Here is a 20,671-nt window from a genome sequence, read left to right on the forward strand (position 1 = left end):
TTCGTCGTGCTGTTCGTCGTGGTGGGCCGGCGGGCCGGACCCGGTTGGACGCGTCAGACGAGATCCCACGACATGGGGGTGCCGCGCTCGACGTCGCGTGTGAACCGCTTGGACTCGACGAGCGAGAACGCATCCGGCGCAAGGCCGTTCGCGGGACGGATCGAGCGGACGTTGGCCGCCGTCACGGGGTCGCCGGCCTTGACGTCCTCGACGACGAAGAGCGAGCGGCGGAAGCGCAGGCCCTCGCGCTCCGCCTCGCGCGCGCCGATGCGCGGCTCGCCCAGCGCCTGCCAGGCGACCTTGGTCTCGCGCACGAGGGCGGCGAGCTCGTCGGGCTCGAGCGAGAAGGCGGAGTCGACCCCGCCCTCCTCGCGCGACATCGTCACGTGCTTCTCGACGAGAACCGAGCCGAACGCGACCGAGGCGACGGCGGCGCCGATGCCCATGGTGTGGTCGGAGAGGCCCACGGGCACGCCGAACGCCTCGCGCATGACCGGGATGCCGCGCAGGTTGGACGAGGCGGGGTCAGCCGGGTAGCTGACCGTGCAGGAGAGGAGCATGACCTGCCGGTTGCCGGTGGAGTGGGCGGCGTCGACGGCTGCCGCGATCTCGCCGACGGACGCCATGCCCGTGGAGATGATGAGCGGCTTGCCGGTCTGCGCGGCGAGCCGGATGAGCGGCAGGTCGACGATCTCGGACGAGGCGATCTTGTAGGCGGGGACCTCGAGGCCCTCGAGGAACTCGACCGCCGTGGGGTCGAAGGGGCTCGAGAAGGCGAGGATGCCGAGCTCGCGGGCCAGGTCGAAGATCGGCTGGTGCCACTCCCACGGGGTGTGTGCCTCCTCGTAGAGCTCGTAGAGGCGGCGCGAGCCCCACAGTTCGTGCCCCTCGGACAGGCGGAACTCAGGCTTGTCGACGTCGATGGTGATCGTGTCGGCCGTGTAGGTCTGGAGCTTGATCGCGTGGGCGCCGGCCTTGGCGGCCATCCGCACGATCTCGAGGGCCTTGTCGAGGCTGCCGTCGTGGTTGCCCGACATCTCGGCGATGATGAACGGCGGTGCGTCGGGGCCGACGGTGATGCCGCCGATGTCCAGGGATGTCGTTGCAGGGGTTTCGACCGGGGTGCTCATTGTCGTTCAGTCCTTCGTGGCTCGAACCCGCAGGACGGGTGTCGGGGTGCCGTCGATGTCTTGGGTGTAACGCTCGATCTCCTCGAAACCATTTCGGCGGTTGAACCGGCGCACGGCCTCGTTGGCCTCGAGGACCTCGCCCTCGAGGGTCGAGAGGCCCAGCTCGTCGAACGCGAGCCGTTTGGCCTGGCGCTGGATCTCGATCCAGGCGGGCAGCAGCTCGCCGCGCTCCTTGAGACCGTCGTTGTCGAGGTAGTAGCCCCACCACGCGCTGCCGGCGTCGCGGTCGATGTCGAAGTAGGTGACGACACCTGACGGCACGTCGTGGCGTTCGTAGATCCAGATCTCGCGGGCGTCGTTGTCACGCGTGGCCGCCCAGAACGCGGCGTGCTCCTCGTCGGTGATCTCGTGCTGGGTCAGCGATACGGCGCGGACCTCCGGGTGGTTGCGCCACCGGAGCACGTTCTCGCTGTCGGCATCGGTTGCGGGGCGGAGCATCTGGCCCTCCTCATGAGGACGCCGCGGGCTCCATGGGGCCGCGGCGGTCGGTGGGGGATTCGTTGTTAGACTACCGGACGCCCCAACCCCCAGCCCAAGGCGGAATACAAGCATGAGCGCACTGAGCCGTGACGCGATCCGGACGATGATGGCCGAGGTCCTTCAGGCCCAGGGCAAGTCGATGCCCGCAGACGACTCGGCGAACCTCGAGGAGATCGGCTTCCGCTCGCTCGACTTCTCCGAGCTGGCCCTCCGGGTCGAGGACGAGATCGGCGACGAGCTGAACTTCGACGCTCCCGAGCTGCGCCAGATCGCCACGATCTCCGACGTGCTCGACTTCCTCGAGCAGCTCCAGGCCGCGTGAGCGCGGGAGCTGGCGGTCTCGCCGGCGCCGCCAACCGGATCATCACCCGCGGCTTCGACGGCCGCTGGGACGAGCTCGAGAGCCTGCAGCTTCCTGACGCCGCGGCCGTGCTCGTCCGTGACAACCACGACGCCGCCCGCGCGGTGTGGGCAGCCGCGACCGGTGGCACCGAGGTGCTGGTGGCCTCGCGCACCCGCGTCACACCCGACCTCGCCGACGACCTGCGCGGCGCCGGACTGTCCCTCGTCGACGGCGCCGATGTCGCTCCTGCCACGACCGAGCGCGACGCGACCGCCGGCCGTGTCTGGCTGCTGACGAGCGGCAGCACCGGACGTCCCAAGCAGGTCGCCCACACCCTCGCGTCCCTCACGACCGTCGCCGGCGACCAGCCGCGACGCACCTGGCTGTGCCCGTACGCCCACGGCGCGTACGCGTGGTGGCAGGTGGTCACGCTGAGCATCGCCCACCCGGGGCAGGACGTCCTCTTCATCGAGCCCGACGAGCTCGACACCTGGCCGGCGCGGGCGCTGGAGGTCGGCGTGACCGCAGCCTCGGGCACGCCCACCTTCTGGCGCCAGGCGCTCTACCGCGACCCCGACAGCGTCGCCGCCCTGCCGCTCGAGCAGGTGACCCTCGGCGGTGAGCCGGTCGACCAGGCCATCCTCACCCGCCTCACCGAGATGTTCCCGAAGGCACGGGTCTCGTGGATCTATGCCTCCAGCGAGGCCGGCGCGACCATCGCCGTCCACGACGGGCGAGCCGGGTTCCCCGAGCAGTGGCTGGGCCGCGAGATGGACGGCCGGGCCACCCTCACCGTCGACGACGGCGAGCTGCTCATCGCTTCACCCAAGCGCGGCGAGGGCATCGACAAGGTGCTGCGCACCGGCGACCGGGTCGAGGTGGTCGACGGCCGTGTCCTCATCACCGGTCGCATCGCGTCCGACGAGATCAACGTCGGCGGCGCCAAGGCGTCCGCCTCCGCGGTGCGCGACGTCCTGCAGGCCCACCCGGCGGTGGCGTGGGCCTCCGTCCGCGGCCGCAAGGCCCCGATCGTCGGCAGCATCGTGACGGCCGAGGTCGTGCTGTCGGGCGAGGTCACCGACGCCGAGCTCACCGCCTGGTGCGCCGCGCGCCTTCCCGACTACTCCGTGCCCCGGCGGGTGCGGTTCCTGGACCAGATCCCGATCAAGGAGACCCTGAAGAGCGATGTCTGACAAGACCGAACCCATCGGCCCCGCAACGGTGGTCGTCGTCTCGGGCGGCTCCCGCGGTCTCGGCCTGGCCATCGTCGAGGACGTCCTCGCGCAGGGAGCCAAGGTCGCGGCGTTCGCCCGCACGGTCACCCCTGAGCTCGAGGCTGTCGCCGCCGCTCACCCCGACCGCGTCGTCGCCGCCTCGGTGGACGTCACCGACGTCAAGGCCATCAACGCCTTCCTCAAGGACGCCGAGAGCCGTCTCGGCCCCATCGACGCGCTCGTGAACAACGCCGCGATGGGCCAGGACAGCCTCCACGTGCACACCTCGCCCGAGCAGATCGCCAAGATCATCGAGACGAACCTCACCGCTCCGCTGCTGCTGGCCCGTGCGGTGCTGCGCCGGATCATGGCCAAGGGCAATCGTGGCCGCATCGTCATGGTGACCTCGGTCTGCGCGCAGCGCGGCTACTCCGGGCTCGTCGCCTACTCCGCCACCAAGGGCGGGCTCGACAGCGCCATGCGCACCCTCGCGCGCGAGATGCACGGGCGCGCCCTGGTCAACAGCGTCGCCCCGGGCTTCTTCGCCTCCGAGATGAGCTCGGTGCTCGGCCAGACGCAGCTCGACACGATCACCCGCCGCACCCCTTCGGGGCGTCTCGTCGAGCCTGACAACATCGTGCCGGTCGTGCACACGCTGCTCTTCCAGGACACCAACATCAACGGTCAGGTCATCACCGTCGACGGCGGCAACAGCATCTGATGGACACCCGCGCGGACCGGCTCGCCAGGGCCGTCCGTGACCACCCGCTCGTCATCGAGGAGCGCACCGACCACCGGTGTGTCGCAGGAGCCCACTCCTACCTCGCAGACGGGCGGGTGGTCTGCTGGGTGCTGCCTGCGCGGCCGTCCACCGACGAGCCCGCGCAGGCCCACGCCGTCGACGCCGAGCTCGCGACGCAGCCGGTTCCGCCGCGCCTGCGGGCGCGCTGGTCCGAGGCCCTCGAGGGGGGCACGGACCGGTTCTGGGCGCTGTGGTGCGCGACCGAGGTGCTCGCCAAGCTCGCGGACGAGCCGATGGTCATGCTCGTCCACCGGGCGCCGGTGACCGCGAGCCCGGTGAGCCGGGGTGGGGTCGAGGTGCACTGGCTCGTGCGCCGGGTCGACGACGTGGTGGTGGCCCACGGACTCTCGTGGGCCACCGTCGTCGACCGGTCCCGCGCTACTTGAGCACTCGAGCGGCCAGCTGGCGTGCCTTGCTCAGCGCGCCGGGCGGCAGGGCGTCCTGGGCCGTCGACTTGGCGGCCGCCACGGCCTTCTCGGTGGCGATGCGCCGCGGTGCCCGCATGGCCTCGACAGCGCGGTAGGTCAACGTGTCCTCGTAGCGCTCGATGACCCGCTCGAGAGTGCGGATGTAGCGGTCTCGGTGGCGAAGGGTGCCCTCCAGCCACTTGACCTGGCCCTGCTTCTCGCGCAGCTCACGGGAGATGACGCGGTGGTGCGTCAGCAGCTCACGGAAGCCGATCTCGTCCGGAGCGGGCAGGTCGCGGGCGAACTGTCCCAGCTCGAGGTTGTGCTCGAGCATCTCGCCCTTCTCCTCGGGGCGACCTGCGACGGTGGAGGCGACCTCGGCCTCGATGCGAGCCACCCGGGCGATCATCGGCTCGGTGACCGTCAGGCCGGCCATCGAGGCGAGCGTGATGGTGAGCTCGTCGGGGGTGACGGTGACGCGCCACGGGTGCGCCGAGCCGGAGGCGAGCAGTCGACGCGCGAAGTCACGCAGGCCCCGAACGAGGGCGTCGTCGGCGGACACGACGCCGGTGCGTCGCCACGACGGGTCGGCCAGGCGCAGCCGATCGCCGTCGACGAGGGTGTTGGCCGGCGTCGCGAAGAAGCGCTGCTCAGCGGACTGAGTGGTCCACACCTTGCCGTCGGCGAGCCACGCGGCGTACTGGCGCACGCGCGACCGGATGGCGGCGTGGCGTCGCGTCGCGCAGGCACGACGGAGGTCGAGCTCGAACGAGCGGCCCGGAGCGAGGGGCGCCAGGCTGCGCGACACGGTGCCCTCGCTCGTCTCGGCGTCGGTGCGCGAGCCGGCCCACGACACCGACTGCGAGGCGTCGGGGGCGATGACGGCCACGGTGCTCCACGGGCTCGCGGCGTCGGCCTCGGCGACGACGAGCGCCGGGTAGGCCGGCGCGGCCGGGGCGGCGCCCTTGGCCGTGCTCTTCGCACCGCTCTCGGCGCTGCCCTTCGCGACCCCACCGGCCTCGTCCGCAGACGTGCCCTTGGTCGCGACGACGAGCCAGCCGGGGGCCAGCTCGTCGAGCATCCCGGCCTCCACGGCGCGTTCCACCACGTTGCGGGGCTCGCGCAGCATCGGCGTCGTCGCGAAGTGCTCGTCCATGGCCTTGCCGGCGTGGAAGCCGACCTGGTCGCGCAGCGCGCCGTCGCCCAGGGCGGCATCGTGCACGAGGACCCGGTGCTGGTCGACCGAGGGCATCGCGGCGAAGGTCGCCTCGACCCGGAGGCCCTCGCCCTCGAGGATCGCGGCGCGCTCGCGGGCGAAGAGGTGGCGCGTGGCGAAGCCCTGCGCCCCGATGTGCCACCCCGCGTCCGACTCGAGGGTCTCGTCGGGCACGGCCGAGACGAGGTCGGTGAAGCCGAGCTCGTTGGCGAGGTCGACCACGAGGCGGCCGCCGTCGTCGAGCAGCGCCGAGAGACGGGCCACGGCCTGGGCGTCGGTGAGCCCCTCGGAGTCGGGGCCGAGCAGCCGCTCGGGGCCGCCGAGCGCGACGACGAGGTCGTAGGTGTGTGCGGGCTCGAACACGTCGAGGCCGCCGCAGTAGAGGTCGGCCGACTTGTGCAGCCCGGCGCGGTCACCGAGGACGCGGGCGTCGGGGAGGGCGCGCACGAGCAGGTCGACGGGCACGTCGGTCGGGACGGCGTCGACGAGCAGGCCGGCACGCGGGCCGGCCAACAGCACGCGGCGAGGGCGCTGGGACGCGATGGCGGCGCGGACGACCTCGCGGGCCGCGAGCGGGACGTCGAGCGAGTCGAGGTCGGACCACATCAGCATGTCGCCGACGAGGATCCGGGCCCCCGAGATGGCGTCGCGCTGGATGTCTTTTTCGCTCAGGTGGGCGGTCACACATGGTCCTCTCGTGGTGGGTCTCCGGCGGCCGCGGGGCCGTCCGGATGACCCGACTACAATAGCGATGCCGTCCGGGAGCGGGCGCGCCCCCGACTCCCGCACCCCTGAGGTGCCTGACGCCTGCAAGGAGCATCGATGCCCGCGCTGACCAAGGTGGCCGCCGTGGTCCTGTCGATGGGCAACCGCCCGGGCGAGCTGGAGAAGGCGCTCGACACGCTGCTGGCGCAGCAGGGCGTGGAGCTCGACGTCGTGCTGGTCGGCAACGGCTGGCGCCCCGAGGGTGTCCCCGAGGCCGTGCGCACGGTGCACCTCGAGGAGAACGTCGGCATCCCCGAGGGACGCAACATCGGTGCCCGTGAGGCCCGCGGCGACATCCTCTTCTTCTACGACGACGACGCCTTCTTGCCGACCACTGACGTGCTGGCCCGCCTCGCGGCCGAGTATGCCGTCGACGACCGGATCGCCGTCGTGCAGCCGCGGGGCGCCGACCCGACCGGGCTGCCCACGCCCCGCCGCTGGGTGCCGCACCTCAAGACGGGCGGCGGAGGAGCCAGCGGCGACGTCGTCGTCTTCTGGGAGGGCGTGTGCACGATCCGTCGCTCGGCCTTCGAGGAGGTCGGCGGCTGGCCGGGGCACTTCTGGTACGGCCACGAGGGCATCGACCTCGCCTACCGCCTGCTCGACGCCGGCTGGCGCCTGCGCTACCGCCCCGACGTCGTGGTCAACCATCCCGCGACACAGCCGACGCGCCACGCCGTGTACTACCGGATGAACGCCCGCAACCGCGTCTGGGTGGCCAAGCGCAACCTCCCGCATCCCGTGGCCGAGCTCTACGTCGCCGTCTGGTCGGCGATCACGGTGGCCCGGGTGCGTGACCGCCAGAAGCTCGGCGTGTGGTTCCGAGGGCTGCGCGAGGGCGTTCGCGAGGACGCCGGCGCCCGCCGGCCGATGACGTGGTCGACCGTGGCGAAGCTCTCGCGCGCCGGCCGGCCGCCGATCGTCTGAGGGTCATGACCGATCTCGCGCCCGCGTCGCGGGTCGTCCTCACCGGCGTCCGCAGCGTCACCCACCTCGTGTATGCCGCCTCCTGGCTGCGTCACCACGTGGAGCAGGTCGACGGCGTGGTGGAGGTGGTCGTCCTCGATGTCGGCGCCGGCTTCGGCCACGCCCGGGTGGGGGAGCCGGAGGTTCGCGCGTACCTCCCGGACGACCCTCGGCTGCGGGTGGAGACCGTCGTGCGCGAGGACCACTGGCGGGTGCCGCGACAGGTCGACCTCACGCTGCTGTCCATCGGGCTGCCCGGCACCCGCGCGTGGACCCGCCTGGTCCTGGCCGGCCGCGGCCGGCGGCCGCGCGTCGTCGTGGTCGACGAGGGCATCGGGTCCTTCGGCAACCTGCGCAGCCGGCGTGACGCGTACCTCCGTCAAGGCGGTGGTGCCCTGCGCACGCTGGTGCGGGCCGGTGTGGTCAGCGCGGCGGGCACGGTGCTCACCGACCTGCATTGGTCGCTCTACGAGCCACAGGGCTCGCGGTGGGTCGTGCGCGAGGTCGTGGCCGCCGAGTTCCGCCGCCGGCTCTCGGGCACCGCCCCGTCGAGGGCGCGGGCCGTCTACCTGACGCAGCCCTGGCCCGACCTCGGGGTGATGTCGGAGGCGAGCTACCTCGACCACCTCGAGGCGGTGCGCGAGCAGTGTGCCGCCGCCGGCATCGGGCTGGTGCTCCGGCCACACCCCAGCGAGGACCTCGCACGCTATGGCGGCTTCGAGGTCGTCCCCGGCGTCGCCCCCGCTGAGCTCGCGCGCGAAGTCGTGGGCTCTCGCGTGGTCATCGGCTCCAACAGCACCGCCCTGCTCAACCTCTCGGCGGTGCACGGCACCCCGGGGCTGCGGGTGACGGCGCCCGAGCTCATTCCTCTCGAGACGGCGCTGACGCATCGCCAGCGCACGCTTCTCGACACCTTTCTGCCCGAGCCGGTTCCGGTGCAGACTCTTTCGGAAAAGGTTGTGGCGCTGCTTTCCCGAGGCTGACTCAGGGCCCGTAAAAAATGACCGCCAAGGTCACGTTGCGAACACTTTTTCCGATCTGTTTGCCGAACGCCTCGACATTTGCGACATTTGTCACTCCAGTAACAAGGAGTGACCTTTGGCTGCCAGAAATCGCCTCTTCACGCTCGTCGCCGTGCTCGGCCTGACCGGTGCGTCCGTCGTGCTCCCGACTGTCGAGGTGAGCGCCGAACCCGCCCCCGTGACGCCGAAGCTCGTCCGCGTCTCGGTCCCCAGCGTGCCGGTGGCACAGCAGCGGACCCTGGCCGGGACGGCGCCGAGGTCGACCGCCGCCCGGGGCGCCGACAGACGGGTCGTGGCAGCCCTCACGACCACGGGGACGCCGTTCGACGTCGCCGGTGTGACGTTCACCGGTGCGACGCCGGCCGGCATGACGGTCGAGGCACGCACCCGCACGAGTGCGGGATGGAGCCCGTGGCTCGAGTTCGCGGTCGACGACGCCGACGGTCCCGACGCCGGCTCCGCGGATGCCAAGGGGGCACGCAAGGGCACCCAGCCGATCACCGCCGCCGGTGCCACCGGCCTGGAGGTCAGGGTGGCGACGGACGGCACGGCGGCGCCGGCGGGGCTGACCGCGTCGCTCGTCGACGCCGGGTCCTCGTCCGCCGACGGCCGGCTCGGGTTGGGCGCGGCCTCGGCCGCGGCGGCCGTTCGCCAGCCGACCATCGTCACGCGCGCCGAGTGGGGCGCCGACGAGAGCATCAGGACGTGCACGCCCGAGACGATCACCGGCGTCAAGGGAGCCGTCGTGCACCACACGGTCAACGCCAACACCTACACGCAGGCGCAGGCAGCATCGCTCGTGCGGGGCATCTACGCGTACCACGTCCAGTCGAACGGTTGGTGCGACATCGGCTACCAGTTCCTTGTGGACCGCTTCGGCACGGTCTACGAGGGTCGTTACGGCAGCCTCACCTCGTTCGTGCAGGGCGCCCAGACGGCAGGCTTCAACACCGAGACCGTGGGGGTCTCGGTCATCGGCGACCACCAGAGCGTGCCGTTCAGCTCGGCCACGACGTCGTCGGTCGCCGCGGTCATCGCCTGGCTGGCCGACCGTGCCCGCTTCGACCCGGCCACCAGCACCACCTTCACGTCGGCGGGCAACACGAAGTACGCCGCCGGCACCGTGGTCACCAGGAGCCGGGTCAGCGCGCACCGCGACTACGGCCAGACCGACTGCCCCGGCGACGCGGGATACGCCCAGCTCGCCGCGATCCGAAGCTCCGCCGCGAGCACCTGGTCGGCCGGGCAGCAGTCCTTCTCGGCGATGTCGCCGAGCCCGGTGGTCGAGACCTTCACGCGCCCCGCGGGCACGTCCTTCTCGCTGTCGGGCCACGGTTCCGGGCACGGTCGAGGCATGTCACAGTACGGCGCCTACGGCGCCGCCCGCGCCGGCCTGACGGGCACGCAGATCACGGCCTTCTACTACCCGGGCACGACGCTGGCCTCGCAGGGTGACCCCCTGTTGCGCACCTACCTGTCGGACCTCGGCTCGGGTGGCACCACGGTGTCGCCACAGCCGGGACTCACGTTCTTCGACGGAAAGGCCACGAGCGTCCTCAGCGCGGCGACCTCCTGGCGGATCGTGCCCGAGGCCGGGGGCCTCACGCTGCAGTGGCGCACGGGGTCCACCTGGACGTCGAGCGGCTACTGGAAGGCGTGGAAGACGGCGCCGCTGGTGCTCTCCCGGCCCTCCACCGGGGTGCTGCGCGTCGTGCTGCCCTCCGGCCTGCAGCGCGACTACGCCGGTTCGGTGACCACGCACGTCTGGGGCACGGCCGCGCGCTCGGTCAACACGACCACCGCCGAGGCGCACGCGCGCGCCGTCGTGCCCAACGAGATGTCGCCGTCCTGGCCTGCTGCAGCCCTGCAGGCGCAGGCGATCGCGGCACGCAGCTACGCGGCATACGCCCGTGCGCACCCCCTCTCGGCCTCCTACGACACGTGCGACTCCTCGAGCTGCCAGGTCTACCGAGGCATCGCCGACTACGATGCCGCGGGCACCCTGCGCACCGCGCGGCTCGACTCGCGCTCGACCGCGGCGACCTCCGCCACCGCCGGGTCCGTGGTGCGCTACGCCGGGTCGCCCGCTCTCACCGAGTTCGGCGCCTCGAACGGCGGCATGACCGTGGCGTCGTCCCTGCCCTACCAGGTGGCCAAGGCCGACCCCTACGACGAGGTCGCGGTGACGGGCAACACCCACTCGTGGACCGGGACCCTCGCGATCTCGCGCATCGAGGCTGCCTACCCGACCACCGGCACCCTCTCGTCACTGGCCGTCCTCAGCCGTTCCGGCGGCGGTGACTGGGGCGGGCGCGTCGTGTCGGTGCGGGTCACCGGGTCGACCGGTTCGGTGACCGTCGGCGGCGACACGTTCCGCAGCGCCATGGGGCTGCGCAGCACCTGGTGGACGGTGACGTCCGCACCTGCCGTGTCCAGCCGGACGCTGCCGCGCGACCTCACGGCGGACTCGCTCGGTGACGCACTGACCCCGAGCGGATCGGGGGCGGCAGCGCTCGCGTACTCCGGCAACAAGGGCTTCAGCCTGAGGACCCTCACGACGACGGGCTTCTCGGGCACGAGCCTGCTGACGGGTGTCGGTCCGTTCGACTCCGACAACATCGCCGACGTCGTCGCGCGCCGCAGTGACGGCTCGCTGTGGCTGTGGTCCGGCAGCGCCACCGGCGTGCTAGACCGCGCACCGGTGCGAATCGGGACGGGCTGGGGCGGGTTCGACCTGCTCGTGCCCGCCGGCGACCTCAGCGGCGACGGCCACACCGACCTGCTGGCGCGCACCACCAGCGGCACCCTCGTGCTCTACCTCGGCAACGGGGCGGGTGGCTTCACCGGCTCGCGGCAGATCACGACCGGGTGGCAGATGTTCAGCCAGATCACGGCGGGGGACTTCGACGGTGACGGCCGCGTCGACGTGGCGGGCGTGCGGTCGAGCGACGGGCGCCTCTACTTCTACGCCGGTCTCGGCGGTGGGGCCCTGCAGTCCAGCCAGGTCATCGGCACGACCGACTGGCGCGGCTTCAGCGAGCTCAAGTCGGTGGGAGACCTCACGGGCGACGGCCGCCACGACCTGCTCGTGCGACGCGCGAGCGACGGTGCACTCCTCATCGAGCCGGTGACCGCTCGGTTCGTCATCGGTGCCGCGATCCCTGCCGGCACCCACCTGTGGACGACCCGCCTCGGGCAGTGACGACAGCCCGATGACGACGCCAGCGGGGCGCCGGTCCAGACCCGGACCGGCGCCCCGCTGCGATGTCCTGCGCGCTCGGACGGGGCTCAGGCGGTGCTCAGGCGGTGAGGTCGACCGTGATCTCGGGCTCGGTCTTCTCGCGCACCTCGTCCTCGGTGACGCCGGGTGCGAGCTCACGCAGCACGAGGCCGGACTCGGTGACATCCAGCACGCAGAGGTCGGTGATGATGCGCTGGACGACGCCGCGGCCGGTGTAGGGCAGCGAGCACTCCTTGACGATCTTGTAGGAGCCGTCCTTGGCGTTGTGCTCCATCAGGACGATGACCTTCTTGGCGCCGTGGACGAGGTCCATCGCGCCGCCCATGCCCTTGACCATCTTGCCGGGGATCATCCAGTTGGCGATGTCGCCGCCCTGCGAGACCTGCATGGCACCGAGGATGGCCGCGTCGACCTTGCCGCCGCGGATCATGCCGAAGCTCGTGGCGGAGTCGAAGAACGCGGCGCCCTTGCGCAGGGTCACGGTCTCCTTGCCGGCGTTGATGAGGTCGGGGTCCTCCTCGCCGTCCAACGGGTAGGCGCCGACCCCGAGGATGCCGTTCTCGGACTGGAGCACGATCTCGACGTCGTCGGGTACGTAGTTGGGCACGAGGGTCGGCAGGCCGATGCCGAGGTTGACGTAGGCGCCGTCGGAGAGCTCGGCCGCGGCCCGGGCCGCCATCTGCTCACGGGTCAGTGCCATCTCAGGCCTCCTTGCTCTGGTCGCCCGTGGCCGCGGTCTCGGGGCGAGGGCGGACGGTGCGACGCTCGATGCGCTTCTCGGCGGCCTGCTCGGCGGAGAGGGGCAGGACACGCTGGACGAAGATGCCGGGCAGGTGGATCTGGTCGGGGTCGAGCGCACCGGGCTCGACGAGCTCCTCGACCTCGGCGACGGTGACGCGCCCGGCCATGGCGCAGAGCGGGTTGAAGTTGCGGGCCGACTGGTTGAAGACGAGGTTGCCGTGGCGGTCGCCCTTCGCGGCGCGCACGAGGCCGAAGTCGGTGGTGATTGCCTGCTCGAGCACGAAGGTCCTCGTCTCGCCCATCCACTCGAAGTCCTGGGTCTGCTTCGGGGGCGAGGCGACCGCGATGGCGCCGGCGTCGTCGTAGCGCCAGGGCAGACCGCCCTCGGCGATCTGGGTGCCGACGCCGGTCATCGTGAAGAAGGCGCCGATGCCCGAGCCGCCGGCGCGCAGGCGCTCGGCGAGCGTGCCCTGCGGCGTCAGCTCGACCTCGAGCTCGCCGGAGAGGTACTGCCGCTCGAACTCCTTGTTCTCACCGACGTAGGAGCTGACCATGCGTCGGATCCGCTTGTCGCGCAGCAGGATCCCGAGGCCCCAGTCGTCGACGCCGCAGTTGTTCGAGACGGCCTCGAGGTCGCTGATCCCGGCGTCGTGGATCGCTGCGATGAGAACGGAGGGAATGCCGCAGAGGCCGAAACCGCCGACTGACAGCGACATTCCGTCACTGATGCCGGCGATGGCGTCCTGGGGAGAGGAGACGACTTTGTCCATGCGTCGGACTCTATCCGCGCCGCCCGGCGCCGGTGGCGTGGGGTCGGCCCACACGACCGGACGACGAGTGGTCCCCGCCCACGTGAGCCCGGTCACGACCGGTCCTTCGAGATCGCTGGGTGGGCCAGCCGCCGTGGTCGAGGAAATGACATTCGTGTCATTTCCTCGCCCCGAAAAGAACAGTCTTGTAATTCGACCAACCAACTTGTGAGGTGTGTGACTGGAGTGTCTAAATGGTGCGGGAGTTAAGTAATTCCTCCTCATTTCCCCTCACGACAAGAGGTTCTCCATGGCCCTGCGCAGACGCCCGCTGGGCCTCGTCCTGGCCCTCCCGGCCCTCACGATGCCGATGGCCGCAACCCCCGCGGCGGCGGTGCAGGCGCCTCCGACCCGTCCGCTCCCCATCGGCCTGGACGTGTACGTGCCCTATCAGGGCCAGACGGTCTGTGACCCGGTCGCCCGTCCCGGGGTCCTGGCGTTCGCGCACCTGATGACCTCGCACTACGGGATGGGCTCGACCGGTCTCATCGGCCGCACCTGTGGCAGCGGACCCTCGGAGCACTACGACGGTCGGGCCTGGGACTGGATGCTCAACGTCAACAACCCGGCCCAGGAGGCAGTCGCGCAGTCGGTGCTCACGTGGCTGACGGCACCCGACGCCAACGGGGTCGAGGGCGCCATGGCCCGGCGCTTCGGGATCATGTACATCATCCACAACCGGAAGATGTGGCGCGCCTACGCGACCGAGCGCGGCTGGTCGCCCTACTCAGGCGTCTCGCCGCACACGGACCACATCCACTTCAGCTTCAACTACGACGGTGCTGCCGGTCGCACCTCGTGGTGGACCGGCGTGCCGACGCGCAGCTACCTCACCGCGCTGCCGCGGGCCGGGACGACGCTCCCGACGACGCCGGCCACCCCGCCGGCACCGGCACCGACGACGCCCGTGCCGACCACTCCTGTGTCGCTCTCCACCGGCATGCGCTCGGAGGCGGTGCGCCGGCTGCAGGCCCGGCTGGGCAACCTGCCGACCACCGGCTTCTTCGGCGACCAGACCAAGGCCCGCGTCATCGCGTACCAGGCTTTCGTCGGGCTGCCCCGGACCGGCGTCGCCGACCTGCGCACGCAGGAGCTGCTCGCGACGCGAGGCTGGAAGAGCGTCACGGCCGCCTACCCGACCCTGTCGTTCGGCATGACCTCGGCCGCCGTGCGCACCCTCCAGGGCAAGCTCGGCTCGCTGCCGACCACGGGCTACTACGGCACCCTGACGCGCGCGAGGGTCACGGCCTACCAGAAGTACGCCGGGCTGCCGCAGACCGGCGTCGCCGACCCCGTCACCCAGGCGAGGCTGTGGGTGCGCGGCTGGACCGGCGCCGTTGCCGCGACGGGCCAGCCCGGCACGACAGGCACGTCCGGCACCCCGGGCACGACCGCCTACGCGACGCTGAGGTTCGGCACGACCTCTGCGGCCGTCAGCACGCTCCAGACCCGGCTGGGGGCGCTGCCCGTCACCGGGTACTTCGGCCCCCTCACGCGAGCGAGGGTCACGGCCTACCAGAAGTTCGCCGGCCTGCCGCAGACGGGCGTCGCCGACGCGCACACGCAGCAGTCGCTCTTCACGCACGGCTGGTCGGCATCGGCGCGCCCGGTCGCGCTGACCCAGCCGACCGGCCCGGCGACACCCGCCTTCGCCACTGCCGAGCTGCGCACCACCCGCACCGCCTCAGGGAGGGACACCGCCATGACCGCCTACGCCAGCACCCCCAAGGCCAGCACGTCGAAGGCCAGCCCCGGCATCGCGCGGGTCGACGTCGCGACCAGCTACACCGCGTACAAGAGCCTCACGATCGCGACCGGGTCCCGTGGCGCCGCGGTGCGGGTGCTGCAGCGGGCGCTGGGCGGCCTGGCGGTCGACGGCGTCTTCGGCTCGGTCACGCGCGACAAGGTCGTCTCGCTCCAGCGTTCGCTCGCGATGCCGCAGACCGGAGTTGTGACGCCCGAGCTGTGGGACGTGCTCGAGGCACGCGACTTCCCGTTCGTCGCTGACCGCTCGACCGTGCTGCGCGCCGGCGACACAGGGCCGCAGGTCGTCGCGGTGCAGCGCCTGCTCGGAGTGGACCAGACCGGGGTCTTCGACCTCGCCACGCGTGAGGCCGTCAAGTCGGCGCAGGCACGCGCTGGCCTGGCCAGCACCGGGGTCGTCGCCTCACGCACGTGGTCGCTCTTCGACCGGCTGTCTGCGTAGTCGCTCGTGGCTCAGGCGTCCTCGCGCGCGTCGTGCGTGACGCCCTCCGACGCGAAGCGGTCGGCGAGGTCGTCGCGCGAGCCCCGCACCAGCACGACCGAGCCGTCGGCGGACCATGCCGCGAGGCTCTGGCGGAGCACCCGCTCGAGCGCGCCTCCGACGACGACGCGTGGGGCGGCGCCCCAGGACGGCTCGCCGCCGACGACGTCGCCGTATGCCGTCTCGCGGGGTTGCGAGCCCGGGCCGACCAGCGCGACGTCGCCCGGCTCGGGGTCGGCCATGGGGGAGAAGAGGTCGCCGTGGGTCGACAGCTCACGCGCCTCGTCGACCGCGCCGGGCGCGCTGCCCGCTTCGGGGTGGCTGCGGGCGAGGGCCGGCAGGGCCACGAGCACCGTGTCGCCCCCGTGCTCGGCCGCGGCGGTCGGCGACCCGGTCACGAGGACGTCGGCGCCGGCAGCCTCGGCGTCGACCACGACGGTCGCCCCGACCGACCACGCCGCGAGCGCCCAGTAGAGCGAGCGCCAGTGTGCGGGCAGGTCGAGGCCCACGGTGGTGCCGGGACCGGCGGCAGCGTCGTCCTGGAGCAGGTTCGCGGCCTTGGAGACCCAGTTGGCCAGCACCCGGGCGCTCAGCTCGATGCGTTCGCCCGCGGTGGGGCCCGGTTCGTCGTCGTACCAGGTGAGGCGGGGCCGGCCGGGGTCGGCCGCGAGCATCCGGGCGAGCACGTCGGCCGGCAGCAGGGGAGCGGCCATCAGCTGTTCTTCGCGCCCTCGACCGTGGTGCCGGCCGGCGCCTGGGTCAACGGCTCGTCGTCCTTGAGCGACTTGAAGAGGGCCTTGGCCCGCTCGGTGTCCCACTTGATGGCGAGCGCCCCGCCGCTGGTGCGGTAGGAGAGGTCGGAGGTCGGCACCGTCAGCGACAGGCCCTGGTCGTTGCTGACGGAGCGCATCGCCTGCAGCACGCGGACGGCGTCCATGATGCCGGTCTCGCGACCGACCGCCAGGCCGGCGGCCGAGGCGTCGGCGAAACCCTTGTAGCGCCAAGGGTTGAGGATCGTCGAGGGCGTGACGGCCTTCTTCATGAGCGCACCGAGGAACTGGCGCTGTCGGGCGGCGCGGCCGATGTCACCGAGGGGGTCCTCGTGGCGGGAACGGACGTAGCCGAGGGCGTTGCCGCCGTCGAGGGTCTGGCAGCCCTTCTTGAGGTCGATCCCGGCCAGCTTGTCCTTCATGTCGCGAGCGACGCACAGGTCGACGCCGCCGACGCTGTCGACGACGCCGGCGAAACCGCCGAGGCCGATCTCTATGTAGCCGTCGACGTGGATGCCGGTGACCTGCTCGACGGTGTTCGTCAGCAGCTTGGGACCACCGAAGGCGTACGCCGCGTTGATCTTGTTGGAGCCGTGGCCCGGGATGGGCACGAAGGAGTCGCGCGGCAGCGAGACCATGACCGGCTTGCCACCGCTCTCGGAGACGTGCACGAGCATGATCGTGTCGGTGCGGTTGCCCTCGGCGCTGCCCGTCGCGTACTTCTTCTTCTGCGCCTGGGTGAGGCCCTCACGGCTGTCGGATCCGACGAGGAGGTAGTTGTAGCCCGACGTGTCGGTGGGCCGCTCGCCGGACGGGATGTTGTCGACCTTGTTGACCGCGCCCCACGCCTGCATGGGCACCCACATGAGGAAGCCGACCCAGGCGAGGAGCAGCACGAGCAGCACGATGAGCGCGATGCGACCCTTGCGCCAGCGGTAGCGCGGCCCACGGGGACCGCCGGAGCCGCCCGGGGCTCCGCCGCGCCCACGGGTGTCGACGACGTCGGCCTGCCGGTCGTCGACGTGCGAGGAGGCGATGGCTCCGCCGCCGCTGCGCTTGGGGCGACGACGGGTGTCGACGGTGTAGGCGTCGTCGCGCGCCGGGCGGCGGGGAGTGGTCGGATCAGTCGGCATCGGCTGCCTTCACGCTCGGGGTCGGGGGAACGTCGCCGGTCAGTGTGTCAGGAGTTCCTGTCGAACCACCGTGTGCCGACACGGGCCGTGCCTCGTCGAGGGCGATGCGGCGGGCCAGGCGCGTGTACCGGGTCTCCATCGCCCGGAACCGCTTGTAGGTCGTCACGACGAACCCGAGGAAGGCGACGACGAGCCCGTAGAGGATGAGGTCGGCCCCACGGCCGATTCCCAGGGCGTTGGCGAGGTTGGTCCACGTCTTGCTCGGGTCGATGATCGAGTAGATGACGAGGCCGAGCAGGAAGAGCAGCCCCAGCCGGCGGAGGGCCTGGGTGCGCTGCCCCGAGCCGATGAGCAGCCGCCAGGCGATGACGAGCACGGCTGCGATGAGCAGGATCTGGATGGCGCTCTGTCGACTCATCGCCAGATCAGCTCCGCGAGGATGTTGACCGCGTTCCAGAGCGACTGGCCCTTGGCCCTGGAGTAGTCGGTGTAGAGGATGTGCACGGGTTCCTCCGCATAGGCGACCCGGGCGCCGTCGAAGCGCATCGAGCCGATCTGGGCGACGATCTCGGAGGCGTGGGCCATCCGGTTCTGGGTGATGTCGAGCCGCTCGACGATGTCGCGGTGCAGCACGCGCAGCCCGTTGTGGGCATCGGTCAGGCGGGTCCCGGTCGTCAGGTTGGTGTAGGCCACCGCCGCGCGCAGGACGAGCTTCTTGAGGGCGGACGCGTCGGTGCGCTCGTCGAGGAAGCGCGAGCCGAAGACCACGCTCACGTCGCCCCGGCGGATGCGCTCGAGCATGACCTCGACGTCGTGCAGCTGGTGCTGGCCGTCGGCGTCGTAGGTGACGACGTAGCGCATCGCCGGGTCGCCCAGGGCGTACTCGAAGCCGGTCTGCAGGGCGGCGCCCTGACCGAGGTTGACCGGGTGGCGCACGACGGCGGCGCCCGCCTGCTCGGCGCGGTCGGCCGACGCGTCGCGGGAGCCGTCGTCGACGCAGACGATCTTGGGGAAGACGGCGCGGGCCTCGCCCACCACCTCGGCGATGACGGCGGCCTCCTCGTAGAGCGGCACCACCAGCCACACGTCCTCGTTCTGCATGCGTCCAGCGTAGAGCGGTCGGCGTGCCCCACCGGACACGCGACATGGGCGTGGAGCACACACGAGGGCGTACGCGTGGAACTAGAGTCGGGGGACCATGACGGATGCGTTGTCACAGGGCTCCCAGCCGGGGGCCGGCCAGGCTTCGGACGAGGCTGTCGGAACGACGGGGTCGGCTGCACTGCGCATCGCGATCGTCGGCCCGAGCCACCCGCACAAGGGTGGGGTCGCCGCCCACACCACGATGCTCGCGCACCACCTGGCCGATGCCGGCCACGACGTGACGCTCGTGTCGTGGGCGCACCTCTACCCCTCGAAGCTGCACCATGCCGACGCCACCGTGCCCGACGGCGTGCCGGAGGTGCCGCCGTTCCCGCGCACCATCCGGGCGCTCAGCTGGGCCAGGCCCGACACGTGGGTGCGGGCGGGTCGCCGGCTGCGCGACGTCGACGCGATCCTCGTGGTGCACGTCATGCCGGCCGTGGTCCCTGCCCACCTGGCCCTGCTGCGGGCGGCGGGGGCGGTGCCCGGCGCGGCCCGGCCGCGGCCGCAGTCTGTCGTGGTGTGCCACAACGTGCTGCCGCACGAGGCGCACGCCGGCGACGCCCGCCTGATGTCGCTGCTCCTCGCCCGTGTCGACTCGGTGCTGGTGCACAGCACCGACCAGGCCCGCGTGGCCCACGACCTGGGTGCCCGCCGGGTCTCGGTCGCCGACCTCCCCCCGCACCTGCCCGGCGGCGACCCGATCTCGCGCGACCCGCGCACCGGTCCCACCCGGCTGCTCGCCCTCGGACTGATCCGCGAGTACAAGGGCATCGACGTCCTGCTGCGCGCCATGCGCACGGTGCCGGAGGTGACGCTGACGATCGCCGGCGAGATCTGGGGTGCCAACCGCGGTGTCATCGGGCGGCTCGCCTCGGACCCTGCGCTCGCGGGCCGCGTCGAGATCCGCGACGGCTACGTCCCGGCCGACGCCCTCGCCTCGCTCCTCGCCGACCACGACGTGCTCGCCCTGCCGTACCGCTCGGCGACCGCCTCGCAGAACGTCATCCTCGGTCACGCGCACGGGCTGCCCGTGCTCGCCTCCGACATCTCGCCCTTCTCGCAGCAGGTCGACGACGGCGTCAACGGCATCCTCGTGCCCCCGGAGGACGAGCGGGCGCTCGCCGGCGCGCTCCGGCGCCTCGGCGACCCCGACGTACGCCGTCGGCTGGCCGAGGGCGTCCAGACGCCCGACCTCTCCGGCCCGTGGGCGCACTACCTCGGCACCGTCGAGGCGCTCTCGGTCGACGAGGCCGCCCTGCTCGGCGAGCCGGACCCGTATGCCGTCACGCCGGGAGTGACCGACGACAGCGTCGGCGACCCGCCGGACGACGGGCTCGACGAGCTGGACGGGCTCGAAGGGCCCGACGAGACCGACGGGGGAGGAGCGGCAGGCCGCTCCTCGACGGCCCGGAGAGCCGCCCTCCGCGTCGGCGGCCGGGCTGCAGATCTCGTCCGGAGGGTGCGGCACACCGCCTCCCGGGCCGTGGTCGCCCGTCGACCCCTCGTGGCGCTGCGGCCCGACGACCTGCCCGACTGGGTGCTCGCCACCGACGTGCTCGGCGCGCCCGACGAGGCCGACGACGCCCGTCGCCTCGCCCGCATCCTCGGGCTGCCCCGCTCGCTCGACAGCGTCTCGGCGTGGGCGGCGCTCGGTGCGCTGGCAGCGATCCTGCGGGTGCGCGACGACGGCCGTCGCAGCGCCGTCATCGTCGACGAGGGCGGCACGCGCTCGCTCCTGTCCCGCTGGGCACGCGCGGTCGGGTTCGCTCCGGTCGAGATCGACTTCACCGGCAGCCACCCCAGCGTCGCAGCGCTCGACGTCGACACCGGCTCGCTCGACGTCATCGTGCGGATACACCCCGACGGCTGCGACGGAAGCGACGTGGACCACGTGCTCGAGCAGGCGTCTTGGGCGCTACGCTCCGGCGGACTGCTCGTCGTGACGATCCCGATCGGCCCGCGAGCGGCCGAAGGGGCGGTCGGCCCGGCCGACGTGCGCGGCATCCTGGCACGCGCCCACGACCTCGGCTTCGTGCTCATCGGCGACCTCGACGGGGACGTCAACGCCCGCATGCGCGACGCCGCGGCGCGCGCCCGGGCCGACGACGCGGCATACGGCCTCGTGCGCCTGACCCTGCGTCGGCGCTGAGAGGCCTGCGGACACTGCGATGATGGTGACGA

At 72.0% G+C, this 20,671-nt stretch carries 18 protein-coding genes; 9 read left to right on the forward strand and 9 right to left on the reverse strand.

Annotated elements, in window-relative coordinates; genetic code table 11:
• Positions 1–53: 53 nt before the first annotated feature.
• Together pseI and pseH are read right to left on the reverse strand one after the other, a co-directional pair.
• On the reverse strand, positions 54–1,130 hold the full coding sequence (gene pseI / locus AB4091_RS20785; protein WP_442294605.1) for a pseudaminic acid synthase: 1,077 nt from the start codon (positions 1,128–1,130) through the stop codon (positions 54–56).
• Positions 1,131–1,136: 6 nt separating this feature from the next.
• Complete coding sequence (gene pseH / locus AB4091_RS20790) at positions 1,137–1,628, reverse strand: UDP-4-amino-4,6-dideoxy-N-acetyl-beta-L-altrosamine N-acetyltransferase (RefSeq protein WP_442294607.1); 492 nt, start codon at positions 1,626–1,628, stop codon at positions 1,137–1,139.
• 112 nt (positions 1,629–1,740) lie between these two features.
• Between pseH and AB4091_RS20795 the strand changes: the two genes are divergently transcribed.
• From AB4091_RS20795 to AB4091_RS20810, 4 genes are read left to right on the forward strand one after another with little or no spacing between them, the layout of a single operon-like run.
• Positions 1,741–1,992: an acyl carrier protein gene (locus tag AB4091_RS20795; protein WP_045192194.1), complete on the forward strand. Its 252-nt coding sequence runs from the start codon at positions 1,741–1,743 to the stop codon at positions 1,990–1,992.
• Entirely contained in the window at positions 1,989–3,206 is a 1,218-nt protein-coding gene (locus AB4091_RS20800) for an AMP-binding protein (RefSeq protein WP_442294609.1), read from the forward strand. Before AB4091_RS20795 ends, AB4091_RS20800 begins: the two co-directional genes overlap by 4 nt.
• On the forward strand, positions 3,199–3,948 hold the full coding sequence (locus AB4091_RS20805) for an SDR family NAD(P)-dependent oxidoreductase (protein ID WP_442294611.1): 750 nt from the start codon (positions 3,199–3,201) through the stop codon (positions 3,946–3,948). Before AB4091_RS20800 ends, AB4091_RS20805 begins: the two co-directional genes overlap by 8 nt.
• Positions 3,948–4,415 carry a hypothetical protein gene (locus tag AB4091_RS20810; protein ID WP_442294613.1) on the forward strand — a complete coding sequence of 156 codons (468 nt, stop codon included), beginning with the start codon at positions 3,948–3,950 and terminating at the stop codon, positions 4,413–4,415. Before AB4091_RS20805 ends, AB4091_RS20810 begins: the two co-directional genes overlap by 1 nt.
• Here the strand turns inward: AB4091_RS20810 and AB4091_RS20815 are convergent.
• Positions 4,408–6,336: a hypothetical protein gene (locus AB4091_RS20815; protein WP_442294615.1), complete on the reverse strand. Its 1,929-nt coding sequence runs from the start codon at positions 6,334–6,336 to the stop codon at positions 4,408–4,410. The two genes, AB4091_RS20810 and AB4091_RS20815, sit on opposite strands and share 8 nt — an antisense overlap.
• 138 nt (positions 6,337–6,474) lie before the next feature.
• On the opposite strand from AB4091_RS20815, the gene AB4091_RS20820 reads away from it, so the two are divergent.
• From AB4091_RS20820 to AB4091_RS20830, 3 genes are all read left to right on the forward strand, one after another.
• The gene (locus tag AB4091_RS20820; protein WP_442294617.1) at positions 6,475–7,344 is read left to right on the forward strand and encodes a glycosyltransferase family 2 protein; all 870 of its coding nucleotides are present in this window, start codon (positions 6,475–6,477) and stop codon (positions 7,342–7,344) included.
• Positions 7,345–7,349: 5 nt separating this feature from the next.
• The gene (locus tag AB4091_RS20825; RefSeq protein ID WP_442294619.1) at positions 7,350–8,366 is read left to right on the forward strand and encodes a hypothetical protein; all 1,017 of its coding nucleotides are present in this window, start codon (positions 7,350–7,352) and stop codon (positions 8,364–8,366) included.
• 115 nt (positions 8,367–8,481) lie between these two features.
• Entirely contained in the window at positions 8,482–11,607 is a 3,126-nt protein-coding gene (locus AB4091_RS20830; RefSeq protein WP_442294621.1) for a SpoIID/LytB domain-containing protein, read from the forward strand.
• A gap of 97 nt (positions 11,608–11,704) precedes the next feature.
• On the opposite strand, the gene AB4091_RS20835 is transcribed toward AB4091_RS20830, so the two are convergent.
• Together AB4091_RS20835 and AB4091_RS20840 are read right to left on the reverse strand one after the other, a co-directional pair.
• Complete coding sequence (locus AB4091_RS20835; RefSeq protein ID WP_442294623.1) at positions 11,705–12,346, reverse strand: CoA transferase subunit B; 642 nt, start codon at positions 12,344–12,346, stop codon at positions 11,705–11,707.
• 1 nt (position 12,347) lies between these two features.
• Positions 12,348–13,157, reverse strand: a complete 810-nt coding sequence (locus AB4091_RS20840; protein WP_442294625.1) for a CoA transferase subunit A — start codon at positions 13,155–13,157, stop codon at positions 12,348–12,350.
• 289 nt (positions 13,158–13,446) lie between these two features.
• On the opposite strand from AB4091_RS20840, the gene AB4091_RS20845 reads away from it, so the two are divergent.
• On the forward strand, positions 13,447–15,402 hold the full coding sequence (locus AB4091_RS20845; protein ID WP_442294627.1) for a peptidoglycan-binding domain-containing protein: 1,956 nt from the start codon (positions 13,447–13,449) through the stop codon (positions 15,400–15,402).
• Between the two features lie 11 nt (positions 15,403–15,413).
• Here the strand turns inward: AB4091_RS20845 and AB4091_RS20850 are convergent, their stop codons facing one another.
• From AB4091_RS20850 to AB4091_RS20865, 4 genes are read right to left on the reverse strand one after another with little or no spacing between them, the layout of a single operon-like run.
• Positions 15,414–16,154, reverse strand: a complete 741-nt coding sequence (locus AB4091_RS20850) for a TIGR03089 family protein (protein WP_442294629.1) — start codon at positions 16,152–16,154, stop codon at positions 15,414–15,416.
• Positions 16,154–17,344: an LCP family protein gene (locus tag AB4091_RS20855; protein WP_442294631.1), complete on the reverse strand. Its 1,191-nt coding sequence runs from the start codon at positions 17,342–17,344 to the stop codon at positions 16,154–16,156. Before AB4091_RS20855 ends, AB4091_RS20850 begins: the two co-directional genes overlap by 1 nt.
• Positions 17,334–17,762, reverse strand: coding sequence for a DUF2304 domain-containing protein (locus AB4091_RS20860; protein WP_442294633.1), 429 nt, complete (start codon positions 17,760–17,762; stop codon positions 17,334–17,336). The genes AB4091_RS20855 and AB4091_RS20860 overlap by 11 nt, the downstream gene beginning before the upstream one ends.
• A complete protein-coding gene (locus AB4091_RS20865) occupies positions 17,759–18,445 on the reverse strand; it encodes a glycosyltransferase family 2 protein (protein ID WP_442294635.1) in 687 nt (228 codons plus the stop codon). The genes AB4091_RS20860 and AB4091_RS20865 overlap by 4 nt, the downstream gene beginning before the upstream one ends.
• Positions 18,446–18,542: 97 nt before the next feature.
• Here AB4091_RS20865 and AB4091_RS20870 point away from each other — a divergent pair, with 97 nt between their 5' ends.
• Entirely contained in the window at positions 18,543–20,639 is a 2,097-nt protein-coding gene (locus AB4091_RS20870; RefSeq protein ID WP_442294637.1) for a glycosyltransferase, read from the forward strand.
• Positions 20,640–20,671 lie beyond the last annotated feature (32 nt).

The sequence above is a fragment of the Terrabacter sp. 2RAF25 genome, from assembly GCF_052115265.1.
In the GTDB taxonomy this organism is placed as follows: domain Bacteria; phylum Actinomycetota; class Actinomycetes; order Actinomycetales; family Dermatophilaceae; genus Terrabacter.